The organism is Planctomycetaceae bacterium, assembly GCA_041398825.1.
In the GTDB taxonomy this organism is placed as follows: Bacteria; Planctomycetota; Planctomycetia; order Planctomycetales; family Planctomycetaceae; genus F1-80-MAGs062.
On record JAWKTX010000010.1, the window covers coordinates 236265 to 257500 of the forward strand.

A 21236-nucleotide genomic window follows, 5' to 3' on the forward strand; every position below is an offset into this window, starting at 1 on the left:
ACGTGTTCACCAGTCGTCATACGTTCGGAGAAACGTTGTCGACTCAGCGGATAGGCTGTCAGTTAAAGTGCACCGGCATCCGCCTTAGCTCGACTTTTGCCAATCTTGTGAGTGAAGCGGGAGCGATTTGGTCTTCACGGAGGGAGCTTCCTGCGGGCAGTGTTTGGGTTATCACAGACCAATCATTCCCCGAGCAAGGAAGCTCGCATGAACAGATTACCGGTCGCGACGGAGAATGTCACGGGAGCCTTTTCAGCGGCGTTTACAAAGACAACGTAGCCGCGAGCTTCCGTGTTACTGACGGCCGCGATTCTCACTGTGGGATCTCGCACGGTGACCAATATTCTGCGAACCGCAGGCAGACTGGCGCCGGGACACATTTCGACTTATCACCGAGTCTTCTCACAAGCCCGGCTCTGGCAGTCGAGGCTCGGAAAGATTCTCGCCACCCTCGTGATTGAAGCGTTCGCTGCGGACGGCGTGATTCATCTGGCGGGCGATGACACGGTGGATGGACATCGCGGTGCAAAAGTCTTCGGCAAAGGATGTCATCGGGATGCCGGGCGGCGGTCTGGTCGAGATTCGCTGGGTGTTCGTGCATGATCTGACAGGCACTCACCGGAACGATTACTTTTTTACGACAGACCGTTCTCTGCGTGCGAGCGAGATCATTGGAATCTTTACCGGTTGCTGGTCGATCGAAACGATGTTCCAGGAAATGCGTGCGTATCTGTGGCTGGAAACGACACGAGGCCGGACTCGTTCTACGGTTCTTCGCGCGGCTCCGATGCTGTTCGCTTTATACTCGGTGGTGGTGCTGCTGTACTCGCAACTGCCTTCGCGGTGGAAGTCACTGGAGGGCATCCGCTGGGAGGGCAAATCCACCGTGACGTTTTCCGAAGTGATTACGCGTGTTCGCTGCTGGCTCTGGTCCGAATGGGTTTTTGAAACCCTCGGAAAACACCATGCCTTTTCAAAACTCCCCCACCGATTTCGCGATACCATCCTCCACGCTCTCGCCGCTGTCGTGTGACAACCCAAAATGGCAAAAGTCGAGGTTAAGAGGAACAGACGCGTTACGTTGCGTAGCCGATGTCGTCACCGTTGAAGGATGGATAAAACATGCGTCCGATTTCATCGCTCAATCGGATGAAATACTCCATCCGGAAGGTGTCGTAGCTGACTTCTGAAGCGGAGCGAGGCACCTGGGTAGGGTACGCGGAATTCAGATCGCGGGAAAAGATTGGTCGGCCAGTCCCATCCGCTTTCATTTCGTACACGCTGACAATCGCTTCGCATCGACCGCGAAACAAATTGACGCTGTCACGCTCGTACAGAGAGAAATCGGCGAGATCGATATAAACGACATAGCGAACATCGAATGCGGCACCCACTTCAACGGGTGTGTCCCAGTCTCTGTTCTCTTCGAGCCACGTCCGAACTTTATCCGGCCGAACCACATCAACTTTCCCCTTCTGTGCGAGGTGCATGCTGATGGATTTCGAAAGAACATGGTCGATGTTGTCGAATTGATATTTGAGCTCATCCGGGGCGTAGCAAACCACAGCCACCCGGACATCTTTGTCAGTAAACGACTTTCCGGTTTCCTTCTCAAACAATGGCTCAAGCTGTGGCGGACCACCGATGAGGTAGCCCAGCAACACGACATAGTTACACCCCGGTATCAGCACAAGCAGGGCCAGCGCAGTTAACCCGAGACTGAGTCGAGAACGCCGACTTAACGTTGTACAGGTCACAGAGCAGGGTTTCCTGCCGATTGATGAGGCAGTCTTGTCAGCAGTATTCGATTGAGAGAATTCCATTGTTCTGTTTCGTATCCAAATCGAAAGAGGAACACCGATGCCTGATATTAGTGAACCGTTTCGCTCGACTTATGGTCATACAACATTTGAGCCAGATGGATGGCGGTTCGATCCATGAAGCCTTCTGCGAAGATTTGTTCTGAACGATTTTCACGCGGCACGGGATAGGTTTCGGGGAACCGGAGCTGAAAGTTCTGACGCAGCACTTCGTAGCTCGGTCGAAGTTCTTCACCGGTAACTTCATGGAAGACAACCAGCCCATTCGCAGAACCCTGCATCAAGTGATCGCTCTCAGGCACCTGATAGCTGAATGTCCGTAATTCAATATTCATGACATAGTGGGCATCAAATGAATCGGCCAGCTCTGAAAAGTCACCCCACTCTCCGTGGTCATCGTACCAGGCTGCAACCTGATCACTCGAAACAACCTGAACTCCTCGCGTCTCCAGAATTCGACTGATGCGATCGACCAGATCAATTTCAAGAGATGGAAACCGATTCAGAATGCCATGCGGTGCCGAGCAGATGATCAGGACCCGTTCTTGACTTTTTGTCAGATCGGTGCCCGTTGCGGCGTGAAAAACAGCTGTCTGCTTCGGATCACCCATCAGCATCTTGCCAGCCATCACTCCAAGTGCACATCCCGATATGCAGAACAGAAGTAGCATGGCGGCAGTAAGCTGCAGCCACTGCAGTCGCGACAGAAACTTGCCTGGATGGGTGGTTCGGTCCATCGAATACTCACCGTTCTTTCAACATCCGGATTCGTGAGGCAATGTGCAGAAGAAAACAGTCCAACTTTTCTTACAAACACACCACAACTGCATTCATCCATGAAGAGTTCGTAGCGACCAGATCAGGATGCTGACCAGCAGGAAGATCACTACCACACGCAGCACGTTTTCAAACTGCAATATCTTTAATCGAATACCCGTCACGCTGCTGAGGAACATGGCAACAACAAACACCCCCATGAGCGGTATGATGACCAGGCCCATTGGATTCGCTCGAACAGACGCTTTCAGATTCCGGCGAAACAAATGAGACACACTGGTGGTCATCCCGCAGTGAGGGCAGTTGAATCCGGAAACCTGTCGAAAGACACATTCCGGCAATCCGAGTTGTTGATGAGTACCAAAGCCGCGAGGATCCGGTTCCAGATCCGCAGCCACATATACCGCCGACACCAGACAGACCATCCAGCAAAGAAGCCAGATTCGTTCGGGAACCGGCAGTTTGACTAAAGGATCAGCAGGAGCAGTTGGTTTGTGAGGTGGAGGGTTATCAGTGTCCAAAGAAATCCACAAGCCCCATCAGAGTGGCAGGAGTCGCGTGAAGGACGGTCTTCAGCCGATTCCGCCGATCTCACTTTTCAATCCGGAAATGCACAGCAGATATTGCCGGATGCGATCAAACCCTGCCAATCCGGTTGACTGAACGGTATAAATCGCCGAAGTTAGTCTCAACTCATCTGCCCCACCAAACACCCCACCACAGATCTTGTTTCTCCATCCATCAACCGAACAGTGAAACCAGGTTTGGGTCACTGAGATCTTCAGTTGTATTCGCGAGCCTCCAGTGCACCCGCCCTGAACTGATCTGAAATATCGCCCACGACAGTCGACTCTTTAATGAGGAAACACCCATCATGATGAACCGTCGCCGATTCTTTTCGACATCGATGGCACTGACAGCCAGCAGCGCTGGTCTCGGACTTCTGCCGACAGAACAATCCTCAATCTCGGCCGTAGAGAAGAACGGTCGTCAACCTCGGGTTGCTTTCATCGGGACGTGGGTCAAAACACATTCACATGCGCAGCACTTCCTGGACCGACTTACGGAAGGCTATTCCTGGCAGGGACAGTGGCAGAAGCCACGAATCGACCTGGCATCTGTCTACATCGACCAGTTTCCGGAAGGTGACCTGGCGCGGGGAAGGGTTGACCGTCACCAGCTCAGGCTCTGCAGCACTATTGAAGAAGCTCTCACACTCGGCACCGGCAAACTTGCCGTCGACGGCATCGTCATCATTGGCGAACACGGAAATTATCCAAAGAACGAAAAAGGTCAGACACTTTATCCACGTTATCGATGGTTCAAGCAATGTGTTCGCGTCTTCGAAGCCAGCGGACGTTCAGTCCCCATTTTCAATGACAAACATCTGTCGACCGAATGGAACGAATGCGTTGAAATGGTAGACGATTCGCGGCGGCTGAAATTTCCGTTTCTGGCAGGCTCATCACTGCCGGTCACATGGAGACACCCTTCGGTCGAAATGCCCAGGGATGCGGATCTGGCAGAAAGCGTCTGCGTGGCCTACGGCGGTATCGACAGTTACGACATCCATGCTCTGGAAACCGCGCAGTGCATGTCCGAACGGCGCAAAGGTGGCGAAAGTGGCGTCGTGCGGGTTCAGTCCCTGCGGGACGAGAACGTCTGGAAGTTACTGGAGCACAAAGACCGATCCATCACGCAACGGCTCTTCATCGCAGCCCTTTGCCGAAGTCATAACTTGCCAGTAGAAACAGGCTACCCCACGAACGCTGTTTCACTGGAGTGGGCTCGATCCGTATTCCCCAAAATCACAGCCTACCACCTGGAACACGCAGACGGCTTCCGAACAACAATCTTCCTGACAGGGATACGAGATTTTAATTATGCAGGGTACCGACGCGACACAGACGAAATTGTGTCCTGCCAGATGTACCTTCCCATGCCGGGACACGGTTCCACAACCGCGGACTTTTTCAACCCACTGACTCGTCATATCGAAAACACCATCATCCACGGGCAGACGCCCTACCCCATTGAACGAACGCTGCTCACAAGCGGGATGGTAATTGCAGGAGTCAATTCGCTTCATGATGGTGAGTCCGTTGTTGAAACACCTCACCTGAACATAACCTACGCAGCGCCGGATAATTCTGCCTTCTGGCGGGATTGATCATACCAACAGACTTCCTGTGTTCTGCTCCCAGGACGGCTGAAATCGGCTCGTCCGGCGAGCATCGGCCGTGGTATCCCACATCCTATTCAAAATCTGAAAGGCCTGCTCATGCGAGCCATCCTGTTTGGCTTCTGTGCCACTTTGCTGACGCTCAGTCCTTCTCCGGCCAACGAATCCGGAATCGAAGCAAAGTCCCGCTCTGTTCAGAATGAAAAGAAGCCAAACATTCTGTTTATTGCCATTGATGACCAGAATGACTGGATCGGCTGCCTGAACGGACATCCCCAGATTCAGACCCCGAACATCGATAAGCTGGCGGAACGCGGAACCGTATTTCTGAACGCCCACTGCCAGTCTCCACTTTGCAACCCGTCTCGCACCAGCCTCATGACCAGCCGTCGCCCGTCAACGACTGGCATCTATGGGCTGGCTCCCTGGTTCCGGGAAGTAGAAGACCTGAAAGACATTGTGTCGCTTCCGCAGTACTTGCGACAGCACGGATACAAAGCACTGACAACCGGGAAAATCTACCACGGCGGCTACGGACGGCGGCCCAAAGACGACGAATTTGACGTCCTGGGAACTCCGTCAGGAGTTGGGGTGCGCCCGCCAAAACCACTTGTTAAAACACCACAGGGACATCCATTGGTCGACTGGGGAGTCTTTCCCCACAAGGACGAGGATAAAGGCGATTACGCCGTCGCATCCTGGGCCGTCGATCAGTTGCAGAAAGAACACGACCAGCCGTTTTTTCTTTCGTGTGGATTCTTTCTTCCGCATGTCCCGTGTTACGCAACCCAAAAATGGTTCGACCTGTATCCGCTGGACACGCTTCAACTTCCACCATTCCTGGAAAACGATCGAGACGACACTCCCAGGTTCAGCTGGTACCTGCACTGGAAACTTCCGGAGCCTCGACACCGGTTTCTTGTGCAAAACAATCAATGGAAGAATCTGGTGCGATCATATCTCGCCTGCACCAGCTTCGTGGATAATCAAATCGGACGGGTGCTGAAAGCGCTTGAAGACGGCGGGCATGCGGACAACACAATCGTCGTATTATGGTCTGATCATGGATGGCACCTGGGCGAAAAGCAGATTACCGGCAAGAACACGCTCTGGGATCGATCCACTCGTGTCCCGCTAATCTTTGCCGGTCCTGGCGTCGCGCAGGGTGGCCGGTGCGAAGAACCAGCCGAACTGCTCGACATGTATCCAACACTGATCGATCTGTGCCAGCTGCCACCGCGAAGTGACCTCGAAGGTCACAGTCTCCGGCCGCAACTCATCGATGCCAGTGCTACGCGAGAATGGCCTGCTATTACAACCCACAATCACGACAACCACGGGATTCGATCACGCGACTGGCGATTCATTCAGTATGCCGATGGTTCTGAAGAACTTTATGATATGCGACAGGATCCAAACGAATGGAAGAACCTGGTGAGCGTTCCGGAGTTCAAAGCGATCGTCGATCAGCATCGAAAGTACCTGCCTGCAAGCAGCCGAAAGCCCGTCCCCGGCAGCGCTCATCGGATCCTGATCTATGACGAAGACGCGCACACAATTAACTGGGAAGGGACAGATATCCTGCCAACCGATCCCATACCCGAATTGCAGGACTAACGAGGGCCCCCCCAAACCTCAATTTCCAGTACTCACCCGACACTCCCCCCGGAACTTTGCAAAGCCTTAATGGACTTTGTGCGGGGGGAACTTGCCCGCAAGTTGCAGATGACGGCACAAAGGATTCGTGACTGTCCGTTGAAAAATCGGGGCAGGCACGCTGAACGGCGGTAAACCGTCATGTTTTCAGGTCACCAGCTCGAGCCAGTCCCGTTTTTTGAACGGACAGTTAAGTTAGCCCACATCCTGAGTGTTGCGTCCCAGCGCTACATCAAAGTCGGTCATCGCTGGTACGAGCATCGCGATCGAGGCAAAACCATAGGCGACGCAGATCCAGAAGCAGACACCAAGACTGCCTCCCAGAAGAAAATCTGTGATGCCATAGAAAGTCAGGAACGGCAGCACCATGGAAGCCAGCGTCAGAGCGTTCGAAGGATTCTTATGTGTCAGGCTGCTGTACAGACCCAGACTTCCAAAGCCAATAAACACAATGAAGCTTTGAATCTGAATGAAGAATGACGATCTCGCTTCCACAAGCAGCAGCATGAAAATGAAAATGCCTATGAACAGGAAGAACATTGTTCCAAGGCTGTTGCCAATGGCAGACCGGGAATTGTCATAGGTCAGTCCGGCATGCAGGCCCAGTGAAACTGCGAAAAGGCTGAGCACCAGATAAGCCGCGATCACATAAACCAGATTCTCAACGGACAAGGTTGTGACAGATTGCATCGTCGCCATTGTGACGAGGAAGATCAGTGGCAGAATGATCATCTCGCGAGCGTTCCACATCGCGCCTCCAATTTTCGCCAGCATGAACTCCTTCGCGCTGAGGTCTGTTATCAGCAGTGGCTCAAGCGTTCTGCCGTCGCGTTCATTGGTGATGGACGTCACCGCCTGAGCATTCATCAACAATAAGCTGATGATACCGACGCCAATAAACGAGAACGCAGCCGGGCCCACCATTCCCAGAACCAATTCCTGCTGATCTGACAGACTGGTAACAGACAAAGTCGACCATGCCAGCATCACGACCAGCAAGGCATAGACCAACTTGATCCAGCCAACTTTGCGACCATACGCCCGTGTTCGCATTTCTCGCCAGATGACCGGATTGTTCCAAACCGTCCGATGATGCCGTGGAGATGCCGGGACCGGTTCCTGCCCGACTGTTTCCTCGCTGCTTTCAGAAGTTTCCACTGACTGCAGTGCGGACTGGCGGAGTTGCTGTGAGGGATTCCAGGTCCTCAAACGCAAAATCGTGTAAACGCTGAGGCCGGCACTCAATCCTAGAAGTATTGCCACCGTCGACAGAGCAGACACCTCCGCGACCCCGCTTTGGACCGTCGTCATTGGATTCAGAACAGCCATCATACTGCGGTAAGGCGACAGTTGGCCGATTTGCGCGCCAGTCGGGCCTCCGATTCCGGACGCAAGACCTTCAACAACAGAGAGAAAAATCACAACACCAAGGACACTGATGGCCAGCGTCTGAAATGTTTTTTCTCGCCAGAAGGCGACCATCCCGCCCCATGTCCCGGCAGCCAGAGATGCTGTCGCGATGATGGCCTCTACCCAGATAATCTGGGACCAGGTTATTCCACCCAGCAATCGCAGCGATGCGAAAACGGGCAGCGAGGCACCCACAAGAACGACGACCACCAGCAGGCTCGACATCAGCTTTCCAAGAGCAAGCTCATGGTTGCGCATATCCGTCATCAACAGCAGGATGAGTGTTTGCCTGTCTTTTTCCTGAGCGATATTCGACGCAGTGAACAGAGTGGCAAAGAACATCCCAAGCGTCAGCTGAAGTACAGCAAACAACTGGAACACCAGGTTGCTGAACGAAGCAACGTCTCCGGCGAACTGAACATCCTGAAAGCCGATCGTTGCCTGACGGATACTGTAAAACAACACCAGCATCGCGCCGATGAATCCAGACCGCATCAAATAGTGACTCGGCCTTCGCGGGGCTGTTAAAGCTTCGCGAACAAAAATCGGACCGCCCGGCAACTTCATCTCTCCAGAATATGATCAGAGGCTGTTTTGTTCGTGGTTGACGATTCCGAGCTACTTGCTGCGCATCGTATCCATCAGGAATTCGCGCTGAACCTCTGACTTGCGATCAGGATTCGCATCCCAGATTTCTCGCAACGGATAGTCATCCGGCGGAGTCTTTCCATTCGTATCGTGCACTGCACGCCAGTAGTACACCGCCAGCATCGCTTCTTCGATATAGGATTCGTTGTCGATCAGCATATTCGGGTACTTTTGAAAGACTCGTACCCACTTCGACATTGCATCTTCGAGCAACTTCTGTGCTTCCGAGATTTCGTTTGAGCCGTCGGCATTTGTGGAATCGTAGCCACGACCTTCTGCATAGGCCTTCTTTGCCTCGAACAGCGTCTTGTGGGCATCCATCGTTTCTTCATCGCGTTCTGTATTCGCATAATCCCGCCAAAATCGGAAGTGGACCATGTCGAGGTTGCGAGCCCAGAGATTTCGCTGCTCTTCAAGAGTAATACCATTCTCCTGTGCCAGCTCTGCGAGATCCTGGGGTGTCGAATTCAGCTTGTACTTCCAGTCATTGAGACCGAGGAATGTGTAGGTCCCGTAGTCTTCCATCCATTCGCGATAACCGTCTTCCCAAGCCGACCGATTTTCCTGATCGAACAGACCGTCTTTCTGGCGTGCCTCTGCGTAGTTCAATTTCGCCTTTGCTGGCCCCTGCCGAAAGAAGACGTGAGTCATCCCGGTCATGCCGTAAAGGTCATCCTTTTCGTTCGCAGCCGTGAACCAGTCATACGAAACAAGAAAACTATCCACGCCTCTCTCATTGATTTCCGGATCCGCTTCTCCATCGAAACGATCCGTATCCGGATCGCTGAGGAAATACTGTCGGAAGAATTTCTTCTCGTCGGAAATCGACATCTTGCGAGAGATAAAGTCACCGACATCATGGAACAGAATGGCTACCGTCTGATTTCGACGAGTCCCCTTCTGCAGGAACTTGATTCCTTCCTTGACCCAGTAATAGCGGTCATCGACGCGGTCCCACTCTCGCGAAACATTAAATGCCAGATTCCAGCCCTGAAACTTCCAGATCTGAACATAATGTGGCTGCAAACGAATGATCGAATCAACGGTTGCCCTAAGCTTCGCCCAGTCCTTTCGCTCCTGATAATCCATCGCCTGAAGATGCAGCAACCCCGCAGCAGGGCCACGGAGCCCAAGCAGCACAAGATTCATCGCGGCGCTGGAGGGATCAATATCGCCAAGCGTTGTCTCGCCCAGATCGTTCTCGACACGAAGCTTGGCCAGAACGCCACTGCCCTCGGCCGCCGTCTGGTCATCCGCCGAAACATCCTTCGAGGCTGGCGAACCAAGAATCACAATCGGGAGCAACAGAACCAAAATCAGAGCCGCATACAGCAGCTTGCGTTGTCTTGATGTGAGATTGTTCATTTATTTCGATTCCAGCTCCCGGAACTTCAGGAATGCCCCCGCCAGCAAGACGCAGGGAATCAGGAACGCAAAGAAAATAGCAAGTGATGGCCAGACCGACACATTGAGAGGCACGTCGAAACCTTTTTCAACATGCTGAGCGGCCGTACCAAAAACGCTGAAGTCAGGAATAATGCTGCTCGCACCAGACAACAGACCTGTCGAGACACTGTCGACCCCACGGACAAAGTTTTGAGTCGCCTGTGAAGCATTCATACCGACGCTCGGATTTCGGTGCTGAACAATCAACGCAGCGGATTCCACTAACCCAAGTCCCTGTTCGTTACCTTCCACGATCCGCAGCATGAACTGATGAAAGAACTGACCAACAAGGAAAACCGTGAATGTGAAGAACACCGCAACAGGCCCCTTCACCACACAACTTGCTGTCACGCCGATCACCACAAGCAGCATCAGCATGATGCCCGTTGTCAGGATCGCCTTGGAGTAGCCCACAAAAAATGGCCTGTCCGGCAGACGAACAAACAGGTCGGGCCGGGCCATACCAAGATACATCTGATCATTCAGACACGAGACCTCGATCCGAAGATTGTTGGAGGTGGTCAGGTCTTCGAACAAATCGAATTCCATCTTCCAGCCCTCAGGATCCCGGGATCCGAGCATTTCGCGGCGAACAAGATCATCAAAGAAACCAAACCAGCGGCGTCCGTCAGCCACTGCAAGTTTTCCACCATCAATTTTCAGGGTGCCTTCGTCAAGTTGCCCCGACAGAACGCTTTCGAGGAGCTCAGCATTCAAAATGGAGACGGCATCGTTCTCTGTGAAGACATCAACTAAAGAGGCGGACAAACCATTCCCGTCCACGAGTTTCCCACTCTCATTCAACTCTTCAATCTTCGCAGCGAGAAATCGAGCCAGCGTTTCGTAATCCGGTACAGCAGTAATCTTTCGCGGAATCCGGGAAACATTGTCGCCTTCATGAAACTCAGAAACACTGAAGGACGGAAGCGGTACTTCAAGCCGCGGCAGCTTTTCCTGCAGGTCTTCGACGTTCTCGCTGAGGTAGCCAGCGACATCGTCGCACCGGTCCGCAATATTTGTGTAAACCGTGTCACCGGCCGCTGAAGACTGACCACGTAACTGTGTCGTTGCCTCACTCAGCTCCCCGAACAGATCCGCGAGTGGCTTCAGATCCTTGTCGAAAGCCTCCAGAACCATGTAGGCTTGATTTGCTCCGGCCGCCAGACCAGCATAATCCGCGAGCGGAATATCCTCGTGCGAGGTACGAATCTTCTGGGCAAGCTCCGTAAACTTATCGGAACCATTTCGGAACTGTCCGTCGCGCAATGCATCGGCAATTTCCTTCACAGCTCCGCTGAGAGCAAGGCCTCCGAAAGCCTCCTCACGAGGATTTCTTACCAGAGTGTACTGAGCCTCCAGGCCTTCCAGGATCGATTTTTCAGAACCTTTAATGGTACGGAAGGCTTCGAAACGAGATTCCAGAACCAGATCGTCCCCCACGGTTTCAGGGCGGATGTCCTGGAAAACCCAAACAGCCCGGGCACGACTATTACCCTGAATGTACGACCGATACTTCCAGACATCCCCCGTGTTGATACCTTCGCGAGACGGCTGCCCGGTGTTGTCGATAAAGTAAAGGTTGCCAAAAACCGGCACTCGGCAGGTTAATCGATCCCGAACATTTTCAGGAATCTGCCTCTGAACCCAGACGTAACCAATCACGCCCATCACCGCGAGCACAACCGCAGCCACAGATCCGAAGCCAAGAATTCGCCCCAGCACGACTTCGATACGTCGGGCTGGTTTTGTAACAACCGTGTGCAGAGACCGAAGCCGGATATCTTCCGGAATGCCCCAGCAACTGAGGAAAATGACGGGGGGCAACATCAGCCACGCAATCGTAGTCAGGACGAACGTAATGTGAACGTTGACCTGCAGATCTGCCCGTTCATTCGCATTTGAGATGAACCAGCCGGCGAACATCAACAAGACGGCAAACACCACAAACACCAGCAGCGCCTTGCGCCGCACGGCCTCTTTCACCGTCAGAAGTGTGACCGCGTAGATTCGCCTGGGCGACAAAGAGCCCAAATCTTCGAGGAAACCAGCGAGCCCCCGAAAAAATGCCGGCAAGCCGGAAGCACCATTCCGTGCGACAGACAGCATCAGCGATATCGCAAGTCCAACTAATGATAAACCGCCGACAATCTTCAGCCACTGAATCAGGGCCACTTGAAAAGCGTACTTATCAAAGACAACAGGATTGAAGTCCATAACTGGATTTCCGAACGTTCAAGTGCAAACGATGAGCGAAAGTGCCTTCAGGTTGCCGACGATTTTGCAGTGCGCCAGCTAACTACGCCAAGCGAATTAATTCTTCGCCACATCACTCGGCTGCTCAGCGTTCGCGCTGCCAGCTGCAATTTCTTCAGTTGTGAATCGACGCCCCGGACGTTCACCACTCTCACGAACCGTACGAAGAAACAGTTCTTCCAGGTCGGCACGCGGACGCTGAAACACGGGATCAGCAAGGTTATGCTTCTTCAGCACCGCTTCAATTTCGCCCTTCGCTTCATCACTGAGGTTGGCCGTGCGGATCTGCATTTCATCACGAATTTCAAGCAGCTCGTCTACCCGGCCCAGAACTTTCAGCTCCCCCTGAAACAAGACTGCGATGCGATCACAAACATCCTGGACATCACCAAGCTGATGACTGCACATAATGACCGTCTTGCCTTCAGCTTTCAGCTTCAGAATCAGGTCCTTCATTTCACGAGTCCCGATCGGGTCAAGACCGCTGGTCGGCTCATCCAGAAGGACAAGCTCAGGATTGTTGATCAATGCCTGAGCCAGACCAATACGACGGGTCATACCCTTCGAGTACTCTTTCAGCTGTCGACGGCGGGCCTTGGACAGGCCGACCATTTCGATCAGCTCGTCAGCTCGTTTTGCTCGCTCGGTGGCCGACATATTGAAAAGCCGCCCGTAGAAATCCAGCGTCTCATCCGCATTCAGGAAGCGATACAAATAGGACTCTTCAGGCAGGTAACCAATCTTTTCGTTCTTGCTGACGTCCGACGCTGGCTTGCCCAGAATCCGCATTTCACCGGAAGTTGGAAAAAGAAGTCCCAGCAGCATCTTCATCGTCGTGGTCTTGCCTGAGCCATTCGGTCCCAGCAGACCGAAGACCTCCCCACGATAGACATCCAGACTCAGACTTTTGACCGCCTGAACTTTTTTTCGACCCCAAAAGTCGCGGTAGATTTTGGAAAGGTTCCGGATTTCGATCACGGATTCGTTTTTCATGTCGCTGTCTTCACCGGCCAGAAATATCGAAAAAGCATGAAACTACGTGATTCCTGCGTGTCCGTCGGGATCGCCAGGGGCCTTTGCCATAGCTGGGATACGCCGAATCGCCAGAATTCGTTTGCCGATTTCTGGCAGTCCGCGGTCCACGAAGCAAATCCCGAGGTCTTCGGGGCTCACTCGCCGCCGAATTTACGTGCACTCCACAGTCGACTCAATAACCCAGCCCGGAAATGCCGGACCTTTATCGAGGAGCGCCTGACGCCAACCATATGACTGTCAGATCCGTCATCCATGCGTTCCCGCAGATCGAGGCGGATGTATTCCCTGAATTTCCCGTTTACTATGTGCAGGAAACAACTGACGAAGCCATTCAAACGACAGGTATCAAACACCTCTGGTGACTTTGGGGATGTGTTGGCAATGCCACGAATCCAATCATTCACTACAAAGGGCACGCTTGATTTGCCCGTTATCGCGGCAAGGAGTGAAACAACATCAACTCCCCATGCGCGAAGAACAGCAGGCAGCGTCCTGACGAGTGCGATACTTCACGTCGTTTTCCTTCTTCTCGCCAGCTTCATCATTCTTGATCCACTGGGACTGGACCGGCCAACGAAGATAGAAGCGGGTTTTAATGTTGATGCCGGTCAGGCAAGTCCGGTTGTGATCAACACCGAGCTGACTTCGGATCAAGTCGACCCGCAGCTCGCTGAACTAGCTGCTTCCTCGGCAACTCAGCTATTCCGCGAAGAAATCTCTACCGCAAAAGACAGCCTGAGCATTGACCTCTCTGAATTTGGGTTCGGACAGACTGAGGGTACAGAACCAGTACCGGGAATTGCCGAAGGAATTCAGGACCGCGTCCGCCGAGCCGGGGGAAAGACTGGTGAGGTGCAGTTCACCTTGTCGTGGCATTCACTGAACGATCTGGATTTGCATGTGATTACTCCCTCGGGAGAACACATTTCTCACGGACACCGCAAGTCAAGATGCCACGGAGAGCTGGACGTGGACATGAATGTTCAGGCAGAGTCGAGCGAACCTGTAGAGAACATCCGATGGCTTCAACGTGGTGCCCCCATGGGACGCTACACAATATTGATCCATCAGTATCGATGGCGAACAGGACGCACCGACGCACTGGAACTGCTGGTCAACATGGGCAAAGAATCGCAATTGCTCGAACAGACGATTCATGCATCAAAGCCTCTGATCATTCTTCGGTTTCAATACGTAAAAGCAACGATGAGCGAAGCTCGCCGCAAACAGCTTCTGGAAGAATACCTTGGGTTGCAGGCACGGGAAGAAAAACTTGCAACCGACATGTTCGCGCGGGCAGTCAACATGGAGGCCGGAGAGTTGCGAGACCGAATCCTTCGCCAGATCATTGGGCAATATCCACATACCGATGCATCCATCGATGCAATGCAGTTGCTTAAAGCAGACCCAAAACCCAACTCTCGATAGACGTCCCCCCTTCTTAGAGAGACAAAGCAATCACCGAAGATGATGCAAACAACCGCTATCGGGATGCGTCGGTCTTTTTAGCTTCATTTCAACGGATGGAAACGATGCCGTCGCAAGACCCACAAGAACTCAAACCGGAGGAAGAATTCCGCTCAAACTGAGAAAACAGCCTGTTGAAAAACGGGACTGGCTCGAGCAGGAGACACCAAAACACGACGGTTTACAGCCATGCTGCGTTTGCATGTCCCGATTTTTGAAAGGACAGACAAGTCCCGACACCCGGCAGGCCATTGAATTCCCGCACGAGAGGAAATCTGGAGCGTTAAACAACGGACAGTTAGCGGTCAATTTCACCCATGACGATGTCCAGTGACCCAACTATTGCCGGAACGTCCGCAAGCGGAACACCTTCGCACAACAGATCGGTGACCGACAGGTTACAGAAGCAAGAGCTCTTTGCACGGACCCGAAGAGGGTTCGCATCTCCATTGCCAACAACGTAGAAGCCCATCTGACCCCGAGGGCATTCCGTTTCGAGATAGACTTCATCCTTGGGCAATTTGTGACTCATCTTGAATGGTTCGCGATACCCTCCTGCGGCAGCCTTATATTTGGGGATCGCCTGACGGACCAGACGGATTGACTGAACAACCTCCATCATCCGCACGTAAAACCGACACCAGTTGTCACCCAGAACAACTTCACGTGGCGCGGCAGTAAACGGAGCGACACACACATCGTAGTCGTAACCCTCGTACATCCGCGTGTAGATCGGCTCACCGTCCCGGCGAAGATCGAAGTCGACTCCACTGCCGCGAAGCACGGGCCCTGTACAACCGTAACTGACCGCCGTTTCCGGTGTCAGGACGCCCATCCCGGCAGTCCGCTTGATGAAGATGGCATTCCGGGTCAAAAGCGTATGGTATTCCTGAATACGGGGCTCCAGCCATTTCAGGAAGAGCTCAATGGCCTCCAGAAACGGGACGCTTTCCGAAGGATCACGCATGGTTAATGAGGCCAGACCTTCCGGGATGATGATCTCTTCCGGCAAATCGTTTGTTGCGCCCCCAACCGTCAGGTAGCTGCACGTCAGGCGTGCCCCACAAACCTCTTCAAAAAGATCGAGAATAATCTCGCGCTCACGGAATGCATACAGGAACGGGCTGAACGTGCCAAGATCCAGGCCATAAGCGCCCATTCCAACAAGGTGGCTGGCAATCCGTCCGAGTTCAGCAATCAGAACCCGAAGGTGAACGGCCTTCTCGGAGACCTCCATCCCGATCAGTTTTTCAACTGTCAGAGCAAAGCCCAGATTCATGTTCATCGCGGCCAGATAATCCATCCGGTCCGTGTAAGGAATGTACTGAGGCGGTGACAGATTCTCACCGATCTTTTCCGCGCATCGATGAAGGTATCCGATGTGCGGCGTACATTCATGAACGATTTCTCCGTCCGTCCTCAGCAACAACCGAAGAACACCATGCGTGCTGGGATGCTGGGGTCCCATGTTGACGAGCATTTCATCCGTTTGGACGTCAAACTCAACGACACGAGGATCTTCAATTTGCATACTCATTGAATACACCCATTTTGGGTTTCGGTGCGATTACACCACATTGACGGACGAAAAGATCTGTTCACCGGATTTGCACCGCATTCAGGGCTTATCGCCCTCGAACACCATGGTACTCGTGAGGAAACTCATAGTCTTTACGCAGGGCATGGCCAACCCAGTCTTCGGGACAGAGAATGCGACGGAGGTTTGGGTGACCATCAAATGTGATCCCCACGAGATCATATGCTTCTCGTTCATGCCAGTTTGCGATTCCCCAAACCGATGAAACCGACGGTACTACCGGCAAGTCGCCAGGCGTTCCGGATTTCCACCGTTCGACGCAGACCTTGATTTTCAACCGATGCCCCTTCGGGACACTTTGAAGCTGATAGACAACTTCAACATGAGGCTCGTGGCCAAATTTTGCGGACTTCTTTGGGTCCGGCTCGAAGTAATCCACGCCGCAAAGATCATTCAAATGGTTGAACTGGAGACGCTCGTCGTCTCGCAGAAACTGAGCAACCTCAACAAGATTCTCTGCGGACACCTGAATCCAGGGATCGATCGCTTCATGCACTGAAGATCCAACAACGGACTCGCCAAAACGCTCTGACAATAACTGATGAATACTTTGAATATCCATGTTTCACTCTTCCGGGGGTACAACGACTGGAGTGGACGAAACGGGTCAGAGGCTATTGCCCCGATACAGTCACTTGCGGCTTCAATCCACCAGTCTGGTCGGCAGCTTGAGCAGACTTCCTGACCAGAGCGCGAATCCAATCGAGATCTCCACGCTTCCAGACATAAGCAAAACCAACCAGCAGGACCCCAAAGAATACCAGGAGGTCAGCGAATCCCGTCCAACCAAGCTTCATGGCAGACTCAGCGCTAATCACATTTGCCGGCACCATTTGAGATGGATCAATATCAAGCAGTCGAGCGCTGAGATCTTCTCTTGCCTGATCACTCAAGCGGGTGTCCGCCAGCTGCATCGCACCACCGTAGACTGCAGCCCAGGGGAAAAAGAACGCCACTTCAACGTCAAAGATAATAAACAGCAAAGCCACCACGTAGAACCGCAGGTCGAACTGAATGTAACTCGACCCAATCGCAGGCTCACCGCATTCGTAAATGGAGTCTTTTTCGGGGGTTGGCAATTTAGGACGGAGAAGGCGACCAACCAGCAGCGGCAGAATCAGGAATGCCACGGCCAGTCCACCAAAAATCAAGAAATGGCCTACTAAGTCTGTCATCCCAAAACCCTTTATCGACCGACACGCGCCACAAAATTCCGGCTCACTATTCGCCAGCTTCACACAGAACCGTATCCAGAGGGAGACGATCCGATTCGCCACAAGGTCCGGCATGCCAGAACGCGAGAGACTGATCGCCTTCACGCCAACAAAACCAAACTCGATCCCCGTCGATTTCACCTGAGAAATCGACCACACCAGCCTCGGGACTGACCAGAACCCCACCCAGCTGGCTAAGCTCCCCAACAAATCCCTGCAGGCGAGATTCGTCCTGCAGCAATTCATCCTCCATCTGAAGAACTTCATCTTCGTAGACCGAAGAACCCTTCGATGGATATCGATCCCGAATGTCATTCAATCGGGAACGCCGGGAAGCAACATCTGCATGTAAAGAAATGATGTCCCGAACAATCAATCGAACGAGTGGCAATCGCTCATTCACTTCAGCAACCGTCAACACCGACTGGGAAACCACTGCCACACCCTCCCTCAGAAGCCTGTCAGCTGCACGGAAGAATCATGCACCGGAAGGAGTCTCAAATGGACTCTCTTCACCCTTCACCCATACGGGTTCATGAAGCACCTTCGACTCAGACACCGCCGTGGGATTCAAAGAAGCACGCCCCCAGGCAATTTCAAGCGGCAGCTTCGCATAGTCAACAATGCACCCATCCCGACTGTAGCAACTCAGGTCGTGATTGGAACCCATGAAGATACAGTCCACTGGACAGGGTTCGACACACAAAGCGCAAAACATGCATTTACTGTAGTCGATGGCATAACCGTTCAGGCGAAAGCCTTTTCCGACCGGACTTTTCTCTTTGTCGATGTAGATACAATCCACCGGGCAGGCCGCGGCGCACTTATCACACCCGATGCAGGTGGTCAGATCGAATCGATGAAACCCTCGATACCTCGGCTTCACCTTCAATGGAACTTCGGGGTACTCGTAGACCTCTGTGAAGGTACGACGACGATAGGTCTTTCCCATCGTGAGCAGGGTGACGTACATCCCGTGAAGAACTGTCGACACCGACATAAACACATTGCGAAACCACAAGAACATGTCAGACAGTCCCTATCGGGCAGCGAAGGCAAGTGGTGAATGAACCCGTAACAAGTCGCGCAAAGCGGGAAACAGGCCGCGATGATTATAAAGAGGGCCATTTGATCCGCAACCCGCCGACTCGCGCGCTCCCACCAATGGGAAGCTTTTCGGTTGATAGATCCTTACGTCCCAACACGTTACGAAACAGGCAACGACAGCGACAAACGCTATTTCAGAAGATACCGATTCGCAATTGTGATTCCCGAGAGCATCGCCCCCACGATTCCCAGAAAACCCTGATCTGTGCCACACAGGTAAAGATTACTCAGCGTCGTCTGTCCGTTGACAAACTTCACCGGGGCCCCGTAAACACAGCCGTTCAGATGCCCGGTAAACCTCTTGATCGTCCGTGGTGTGAAAACATCCGTATCAACAACATGACCACGAAAATCGGGGATATGCTTCACAGCGCTCGCAATAATTCGGTCATTCCAAACAACTTTTTGCCGCTGATATTCCTCTTCGGGCAGTGACATCCAATAGTCCGGATCGGCAAGAGCAGTGATTCGGATGCGACCATCCTCCAGCGGGCTGGAATAGTCGAAATTATTCGGAGAACAAATAATTCCCGATCTCAGATCAACAGGCTCGCTCGGGCGGTCATAACAAAACTCAGGAACATCACTGTAAAAAACGATCGTTTCGTCGTGGCCAAGGCTTGAGGGTTCACAGTCCAGGACTGAAATTGTCTCAACAAACGAAATATCTCCGGGCGTGGGAGCCTCGAACGACGGCCCCCCGTCCACCAAACGCATCGTCTCCGCAGCGCCTGCAGATGAAAGAACAGAATCCGCCTCGATTTCAGATCCGTCATCCAGAATAACGGAAGTCGCTTTTCCTTTCGCCTGCCGAATCTCTCGAACCCCGGACCGTAAACGAAGTTCGCCCCCCAGGGACCGGAAGTGCCGAACGAGCTTCTTGAGAATGAGACGAATCCCGTCAAACGGTCGTCCAAACCCTTCGAAGAAGATCGCCTGAAACATGATCACGAACTGGCTGAAATCCATGTCATGTGCCGTCGCACTGCCGTAAAACATGAGGGGGCAGAAAATCATGTCTACCAACAAGGGATCCGACAGATATGAACTGACCACATCCCGGGCCGAGGAGGCCGAGCGTTCCAGCGCCAGAGGGTCATGCTCCCGTATTCGCACCAATAGCTTCTGAAAACCGTCGGCCTGAGAAGGAAATGCCCGTTCGACTTCCTGCTGAAAGAAACAGAAGTCATTGTTAAATTCGAGGCGACAGCCGGGGAAAACCACTGACGATTTCAACTGCGGCCGCAGGTCAAAGTCATCCCAACTCATTCGCAACTGACGAAGCAGCTTACTTAACGGCCCGTGTTTTGTACCCGGCTTTGCATAGTTGGTAATGGCATGCAAACCAACGTCAAAGTTACGCTTCCGTAATCGATAAAATGAATTCAGCCCACCAATGGTGGTGTGACGCTCAAGGATGCATACTTTTTTTTCGTAGTACGCAAGCCGGACGCCGGCAGACAGCCCTGACATTCCAGCCCCGATAATGACCGTATCGTACCGCACTGAGTCACCTCAACTTCAGCTGCCGAATGATCGCACCCACATCACAGACCTGCACCGCATCAGGGCAAGGCCTGAAATCAGCATGTCCAACAACAGAACAACCCCGAGGTTCTGCCTCGGGGCTGTGTGCATCATACCAGGGTTGACCCTGCAACCATCAGGTCGCAACCGGCACATCCTTCAACTTTGGAAGCAGGTACTCGACCGTGCCAGCCATCGTGTTCAAATTTGGGTAATCTTCTTCAGGTATCTGGATGCGGTACATCTTTCGGAGTTCCATGACAATGTCCAGGAAATCCATACTGTCCAATTCCATCTGCTCACGGAATGGCTTGGCATCATCCAGATCGGTCAGATCTTCGTCTGGAGCAATCCGCTCGAGGATTTCCAAAATGACCTGCCGAATCTGCTCCGAATTCATCAACCCATCCTTTTCACTGCAAAAGTTTGAGAGGGAAATGAGCCCTCAGGACTCATACTTCTGGACGATCAAGACTGAGTTGATCCCCAACATCCCAAACGAATTGTTCAAAATACATCTGACGTTACCCAAGTCCCGATTCTGATTCATCACGAGGTTGGGGAGCGCACATCGCTCATCAAGATTATCAAGGTTGATTGTAGCGTGGGCGATACCATCGTCAAATGACGGCATATTTCCCAGTAATTCCAAAGCTCCCGCCGCCCCCATCGCGTGACCAATGAAACTCTTGGTGTTGTTGATGACCGTCCCGCGGCATTCACCGAAAACGGAACGCAGCGCACTGGCCTCTTCAATATCCCCCTGCTCCGTTGCCGTCGCGTGGCTGCTGACAATATCAATATCCTCAGGCTTCAGCTTTGCGCGCCCCAGAGCCAGGCGAATACATTCGGCCTGCCGCCCGGAGTCCGGCAAGACGAAGTCCCGCGCGTCGGAGTTCATTGCGTAGCCAACAATCTCTCCATAAATTTTCGCGCCGCGGGCCAAAGCGTCAGGTAACCGCTCGAGCGTACAGATGCCGCCCCCTTCCGCCACAACGATCCCATTCCGATCTATATCAAACGGCCGGCAGGCCCTGGTCGGATCGGTATGAGTCGCAAGCGCCCCCTGAGCTGCGAAGCTGGCAAAAATGCCGAAC

Annotated in this window: 22 protein-coding genes (1 of these 22 only partly in view); 6 read left to right on the plus strand and 16 right to left on the minus strand. The window is 52.9% G+C overall.

Annotated elements, in window-relative coordinates; translation table 11 throughout:
- Positions 1 to 182: 182 nt before the first annotated feature.
- A complete protein-coding gene (locus R3C20_18700) occupies positions 183 to 332 on the minus strand; it encodes a hypothetical protein (protein ID MEZ6042534.1) in 150 nt (49 codons plus the stop codon).
- Between the two features lies 1 nt (position 333).
- Here R3C20_18700 and R3C20_18705 point away from each other — a divergent pair, with 1 nt between their 5' ends.
- Positions 334 to 603, plus strand: coding sequence for a transposase (locus R3C20_18705; GenBank protein ID MEZ6042535.1), 270 nt, complete (start codon positions 334 to 336; stop codon positions 601 to 603).
- Entirely contained in the window at positions 524 to 1033 is a 510-nt protein-coding gene (locus tag R3C20_18710) for a hypothetical protein (protein MEZ6042536.1), read from the plus strand. Before R3C20_18705 ends, R3C20_18710 begins: the two co-directional genes overlap by 80 nt.
- Before the next feature lie 43 nt (positions 1034 to 1076).
- Here the strand turns inward: R3C20_18710 and R3C20_18715 are convergent, their stop codons facing one another.
- The 3 genes from R3C20_18715 to R3C20_18725 form a co-directional block, all read right to left on the minus strand.
- Positions 1077 to 1757, minus strand: a complete 681-nt coding sequence (locus R3C20_18715; protein ID MEZ6042537.1) for a hypothetical protein — start codon at positions 1755 to 1757, stop codon at positions 1077 to 1079.
- Between the two features lie 113 nt (positions 1758 to 1870).
- Entirely contained in the window at positions 1871 to 2557 is a 687-nt protein-coding gene (locus R3C20_18720; GenBank protein ID MEZ6042538.1) for a hypothetical protein, read from the minus strand.
- A gap of 93 nt (positions 2558 to 2650) precedes the next feature.
- On the minus strand, positions 2651 to 3010 hold the full coding sequence (locus R3C20_18725; protein MEZ6042539.1) for a DUF2752 domain-containing protein: 360 nt from the start codon (positions 3008 to 3010) through the stop codon (positions 2651 to 2653).
- 461 nt (positions 3011 to 3471) lie between these two features.
- On the opposite strand from R3C20_18725, the gene R3C20_18730 reads away from it, so the two are divergent.
- Positions 3472 to 4767, plus strand: coding sequence for a hypothetical protein (locus R3C20_18730; protein ID MEZ6042540.1), 1296 nt, complete (start codon positions 3472 to 3474; stop codon positions 4765 to 4767).
- 111 nt (positions 4768 to 4878) lie between these two features.
- Entirely contained in the window at positions 4879 to 6396 is a 1518-nt protein-coding gene (locus tag R3C20_18735) for a sulfatase (GenBank protein MEZ6042541.1), read from the plus strand.
- Between the two features lie 234 nt (positions 6397 to 6630).
- Here the strand turns inward: R3C20_18735 and R3C20_18740 are convergent, their stop codons facing one another.
- From R3C20_18740 to R3C20_18755, 4 genes are all read right to left on the minus strand, one after another.
- Positions 6631 to 8340: an ABC transporter permease gene (locus R3C20_18740; GenBank protein ID MEZ6042542.1), complete on the minus strand. Its 1710-nt coding sequence runs from the start codon at positions 8338 to 8340 to the stop codon at positions 6631 to 6633.
- 123 nt (positions 8341 to 8463) lie between these two features.
- Complete coding sequence (locus tag R3C20_18745; protein MEZ6042543.1) at positions 8464 to 9858, minus strand: hypothetical protein; 1395 nt, start codon at positions 9856 to 9858, stop codon at positions 8464 to 8466.
- The gene (locus tag R3C20_18750) at positions 9859 to 12153 is read right to left on the minus strand and encodes a hypothetical protein (protein MEZ6042544.1); all 2295 of its coding nucleotides are present in this window, start codon (positions 12151 to 12153) and stop codon (positions 9859 to 9861) included.
- A 96-nt stretch (positions 12154 to 12249) separates the two neighbouring features.
- Entirely contained in the window at positions 12250 to 13185 is a 936-nt protein-coding gene (locus R3C20_18755) for an ABC transporter ATP-binding protein (GenBank protein ID MEZ6042545.1), read from the minus strand.
- 272 nt (positions 13186 to 13457) lie between these two features.
- Here R3C20_18755 and R3C20_18760 point away from each other — a divergent pair, with 272 nt between their 5' ends.
- Positions 13458 to 13589, plus strand: a complete 132-nt coding sequence (locus R3C20_18760; protein MEZ6042546.1) for a hypothetical protein — start codon at positions 13458 to 13460, stop codon at positions 13587 to 13589.
- A gap of 19 nt (positions 13590 to 13608) precedes the next feature.
- Complete coding sequence (locus tag R3C20_18765) at positions 13609 to 14655, plus strand: hypothetical protein (protein MEZ6042547.1); 1047 nt, start codon at positions 13609 to 13611, stop codon at positions 14653 to 14655.
- Positions 14656 to 14992: 337 nt separating this feature from the next.
- Here R3C20_18765 and R3C20_18770 read toward each other — a convergent pair whose 3' ends face one another.
- The 8 genes from R3C20_18770 to R3C20_18805 all read right to left on the minus strand — a co-directional run.
- Positions 14993 to 16231 (minus strand): NADH-quinone oxidoreductase subunit D, encoded by a 1239-nt coding sequence (locus tag R3C20_18770; GenBank protein MEZ6042548.1) that lies wholly within the window; start codon positions 16229 to 16231, stop codon positions 14993 to 14995.
- Between the two features lie 88 nt (positions 16232 to 16319).
- A complete protein-coding gene (locus tag R3C20_18775) occupies positions 16320 to 16853 on the minus strand; it encodes an NADH-quinone oxidoreductase subunit C (GenBank protein MEZ6042549.1) in 534 nt (177 codons plus the stop codon).
- A gap of 52 nt (positions 16854 to 16905) precedes the next feature.
- A complete protein-coding gene (locus R3C20_18780) occupies positions 16906 to 17466 on the minus strand; it encodes an NADH-quinone oxidoreductase subunit A (GenBank protein ID MEZ6042550.1) in 561 nt (186 codons plus the stop codon).
- A gap of 46 nt (positions 17467 to 17512) precedes the next feature.
- A complete protein-coding gene (locus tag R3C20_18785) occupies positions 17513 to 17941 on the minus strand; it encodes a DUF2203 domain-containing protein (GenBank protein ID MEZ6042551.1) in 429 nt (142 codons plus the stop codon).
- A gap of 42 nt (positions 17942 to 17983) precedes the next feature.
- The gene (locus tag R3C20_18790) at positions 17984 to 18532 is read right to left on the minus strand and encodes a 4Fe-4S binding protein (GenBank protein ID MEZ6042552.1); all 549 of its coding nucleotides are present in this window, start codon (positions 18530 to 18532) and stop codon (positions 17984 to 17986) included.
- A gap of 209 nt (positions 18533 to 18741) precedes the next feature.
- A complete protein-coding gene (locus tag R3C20_18795; protein ID MEZ6042553.1) occupies positions 18742 to 20118 on the minus strand; it encodes an NAD(P)/FAD-dependent oxidoreductase in 1377 nt (458 codons plus the stop codon).
- A 157-nt stretch (positions 20119 to 20275) separates the two neighbouring features.
- Positions 20276 to 20539: an acyl carrier protein gene (locus R3C20_18800; GenBank protein MEZ6042554.1), complete on the minus strand. Its 264-nt coding sequence runs from the start codon at positions 20537 to 20539 to the stop codon at positions 20276 to 20278.
- A 45-nt stretch (positions 20540 to 20584) separates the two neighbouring features.
- A protein-coding gene (locus tag R3C20_18805) for a beta-ketoacyl-[acyl-carrier-protein] synthase family protein (protein ID MEZ6042555.1) crosses the window boundary here: on the minus strand, positions 20585 to 21236 show its 3' portion. It continues 587 nt past the right edge of the window; the window shows 652 of its 1239 coding nt (coding positions 588-1239); its start codon lies beyond the right edge, outside the window; the stop codon is at positions 20585 to 20587.

Bases quoted from the DNA above. Each gene is read 5' to 3' on its own strand.
- R3C20_18720 (MEZ6042538.1), bottom strand. From the start codon at position 2,557: ATGGACCGAACCACCCATCCAGGCAAGTTTCTGTCGCGACTGCAGTGG.
- R3C20_18730 (MEZ6042540.1), top strand. From the start codon at position 3,472: ATGATGAACCGTCGCCGATTCTTTTCGACATCGATGGCACTGACAGCC.
- R3C20_18735 (MEZ6042541.1), top strand. From the start codon at position 4,879: ATGCGAGCCATCCTGTTTGGCTTCTGTGCCACTTTGCTGACGCTCAGT.
- R3C20_18740 (MEZ6042542.1), bottom strand. From the start codon at position 8,340: ATGCGGTCTGGATTCATCGGCGCGATGCTGGTGTTGTTTTACAGTATC.
- R3C20_18745 (MEZ6042543.1), bottom strand. From the start codon at position 9,858: ATGAACAATCTCACATCAAGACAACGCAAGCTGCTGTATGCGGCTCTG.
- R3C20_18750 (MEZ6042544.1), bottom strand. From the start codon at position 12,153: ATGGACTTCAATCCTGTTGTCTTTGATAAGTACGCTTTTCAAGTGGCC.
- R3C20_18755 (MEZ6042545.1), bottom strand. From the start codon at position 13,185: ATGAAAAACGAATCCGTGATCGAAATCCGGAACCTTTCCAAAATCTAC.
- R3C20_18760 (MEZ6042546.1), top strand. From the start codon at position 13,458: ATGACTGTCAGATCCGTCATCCATGCGTTCCCGCAGATCGAGGCGGAT.
- R3C20_18765 (MEZ6042547.1), top strand. From the start codon at position 13,609: ATGCCACGAATCCAATCATTCACTACAAAGGGCACGCTTGATTTGCCC.
- R3C20_18770 (MEZ6042548.1), bottom strand. From the start codon at position 16,231: ATGAGTATGCAAATTGAAGATCCTCGTGTCGTTGAGTTTGACGTCCAA.
- R3C20_18775 (MEZ6042549.1), bottom strand. From the start codon at position 16,853: ATGGATATTCAAAGTATTCATCAGTTATTGTCAGAGCGTTTTGGCGAG.
- R3C20_18780 (MEZ6042550.1), bottom strand. From the start codon at position 17,466: ATGACAGACTTAGTAGGCCATTTCTTGATTTTTGGTGGACTGGCCGTG.
- R3C20_18790 (MEZ6042552.1), bottom strand. From the start codon at position 18,532: ATGTTCTTGTGGTTTCGCAATGTGTTTATGTCGGTGTCGACAGTTCTT.
- R3C20_18800 (MEZ6042554.1), bottom strand. From the start codon at position 20,539: ATGAATTCGGAGCAGATTCGGCAGGTCATTTTGGAAATCCTCGAGCGG.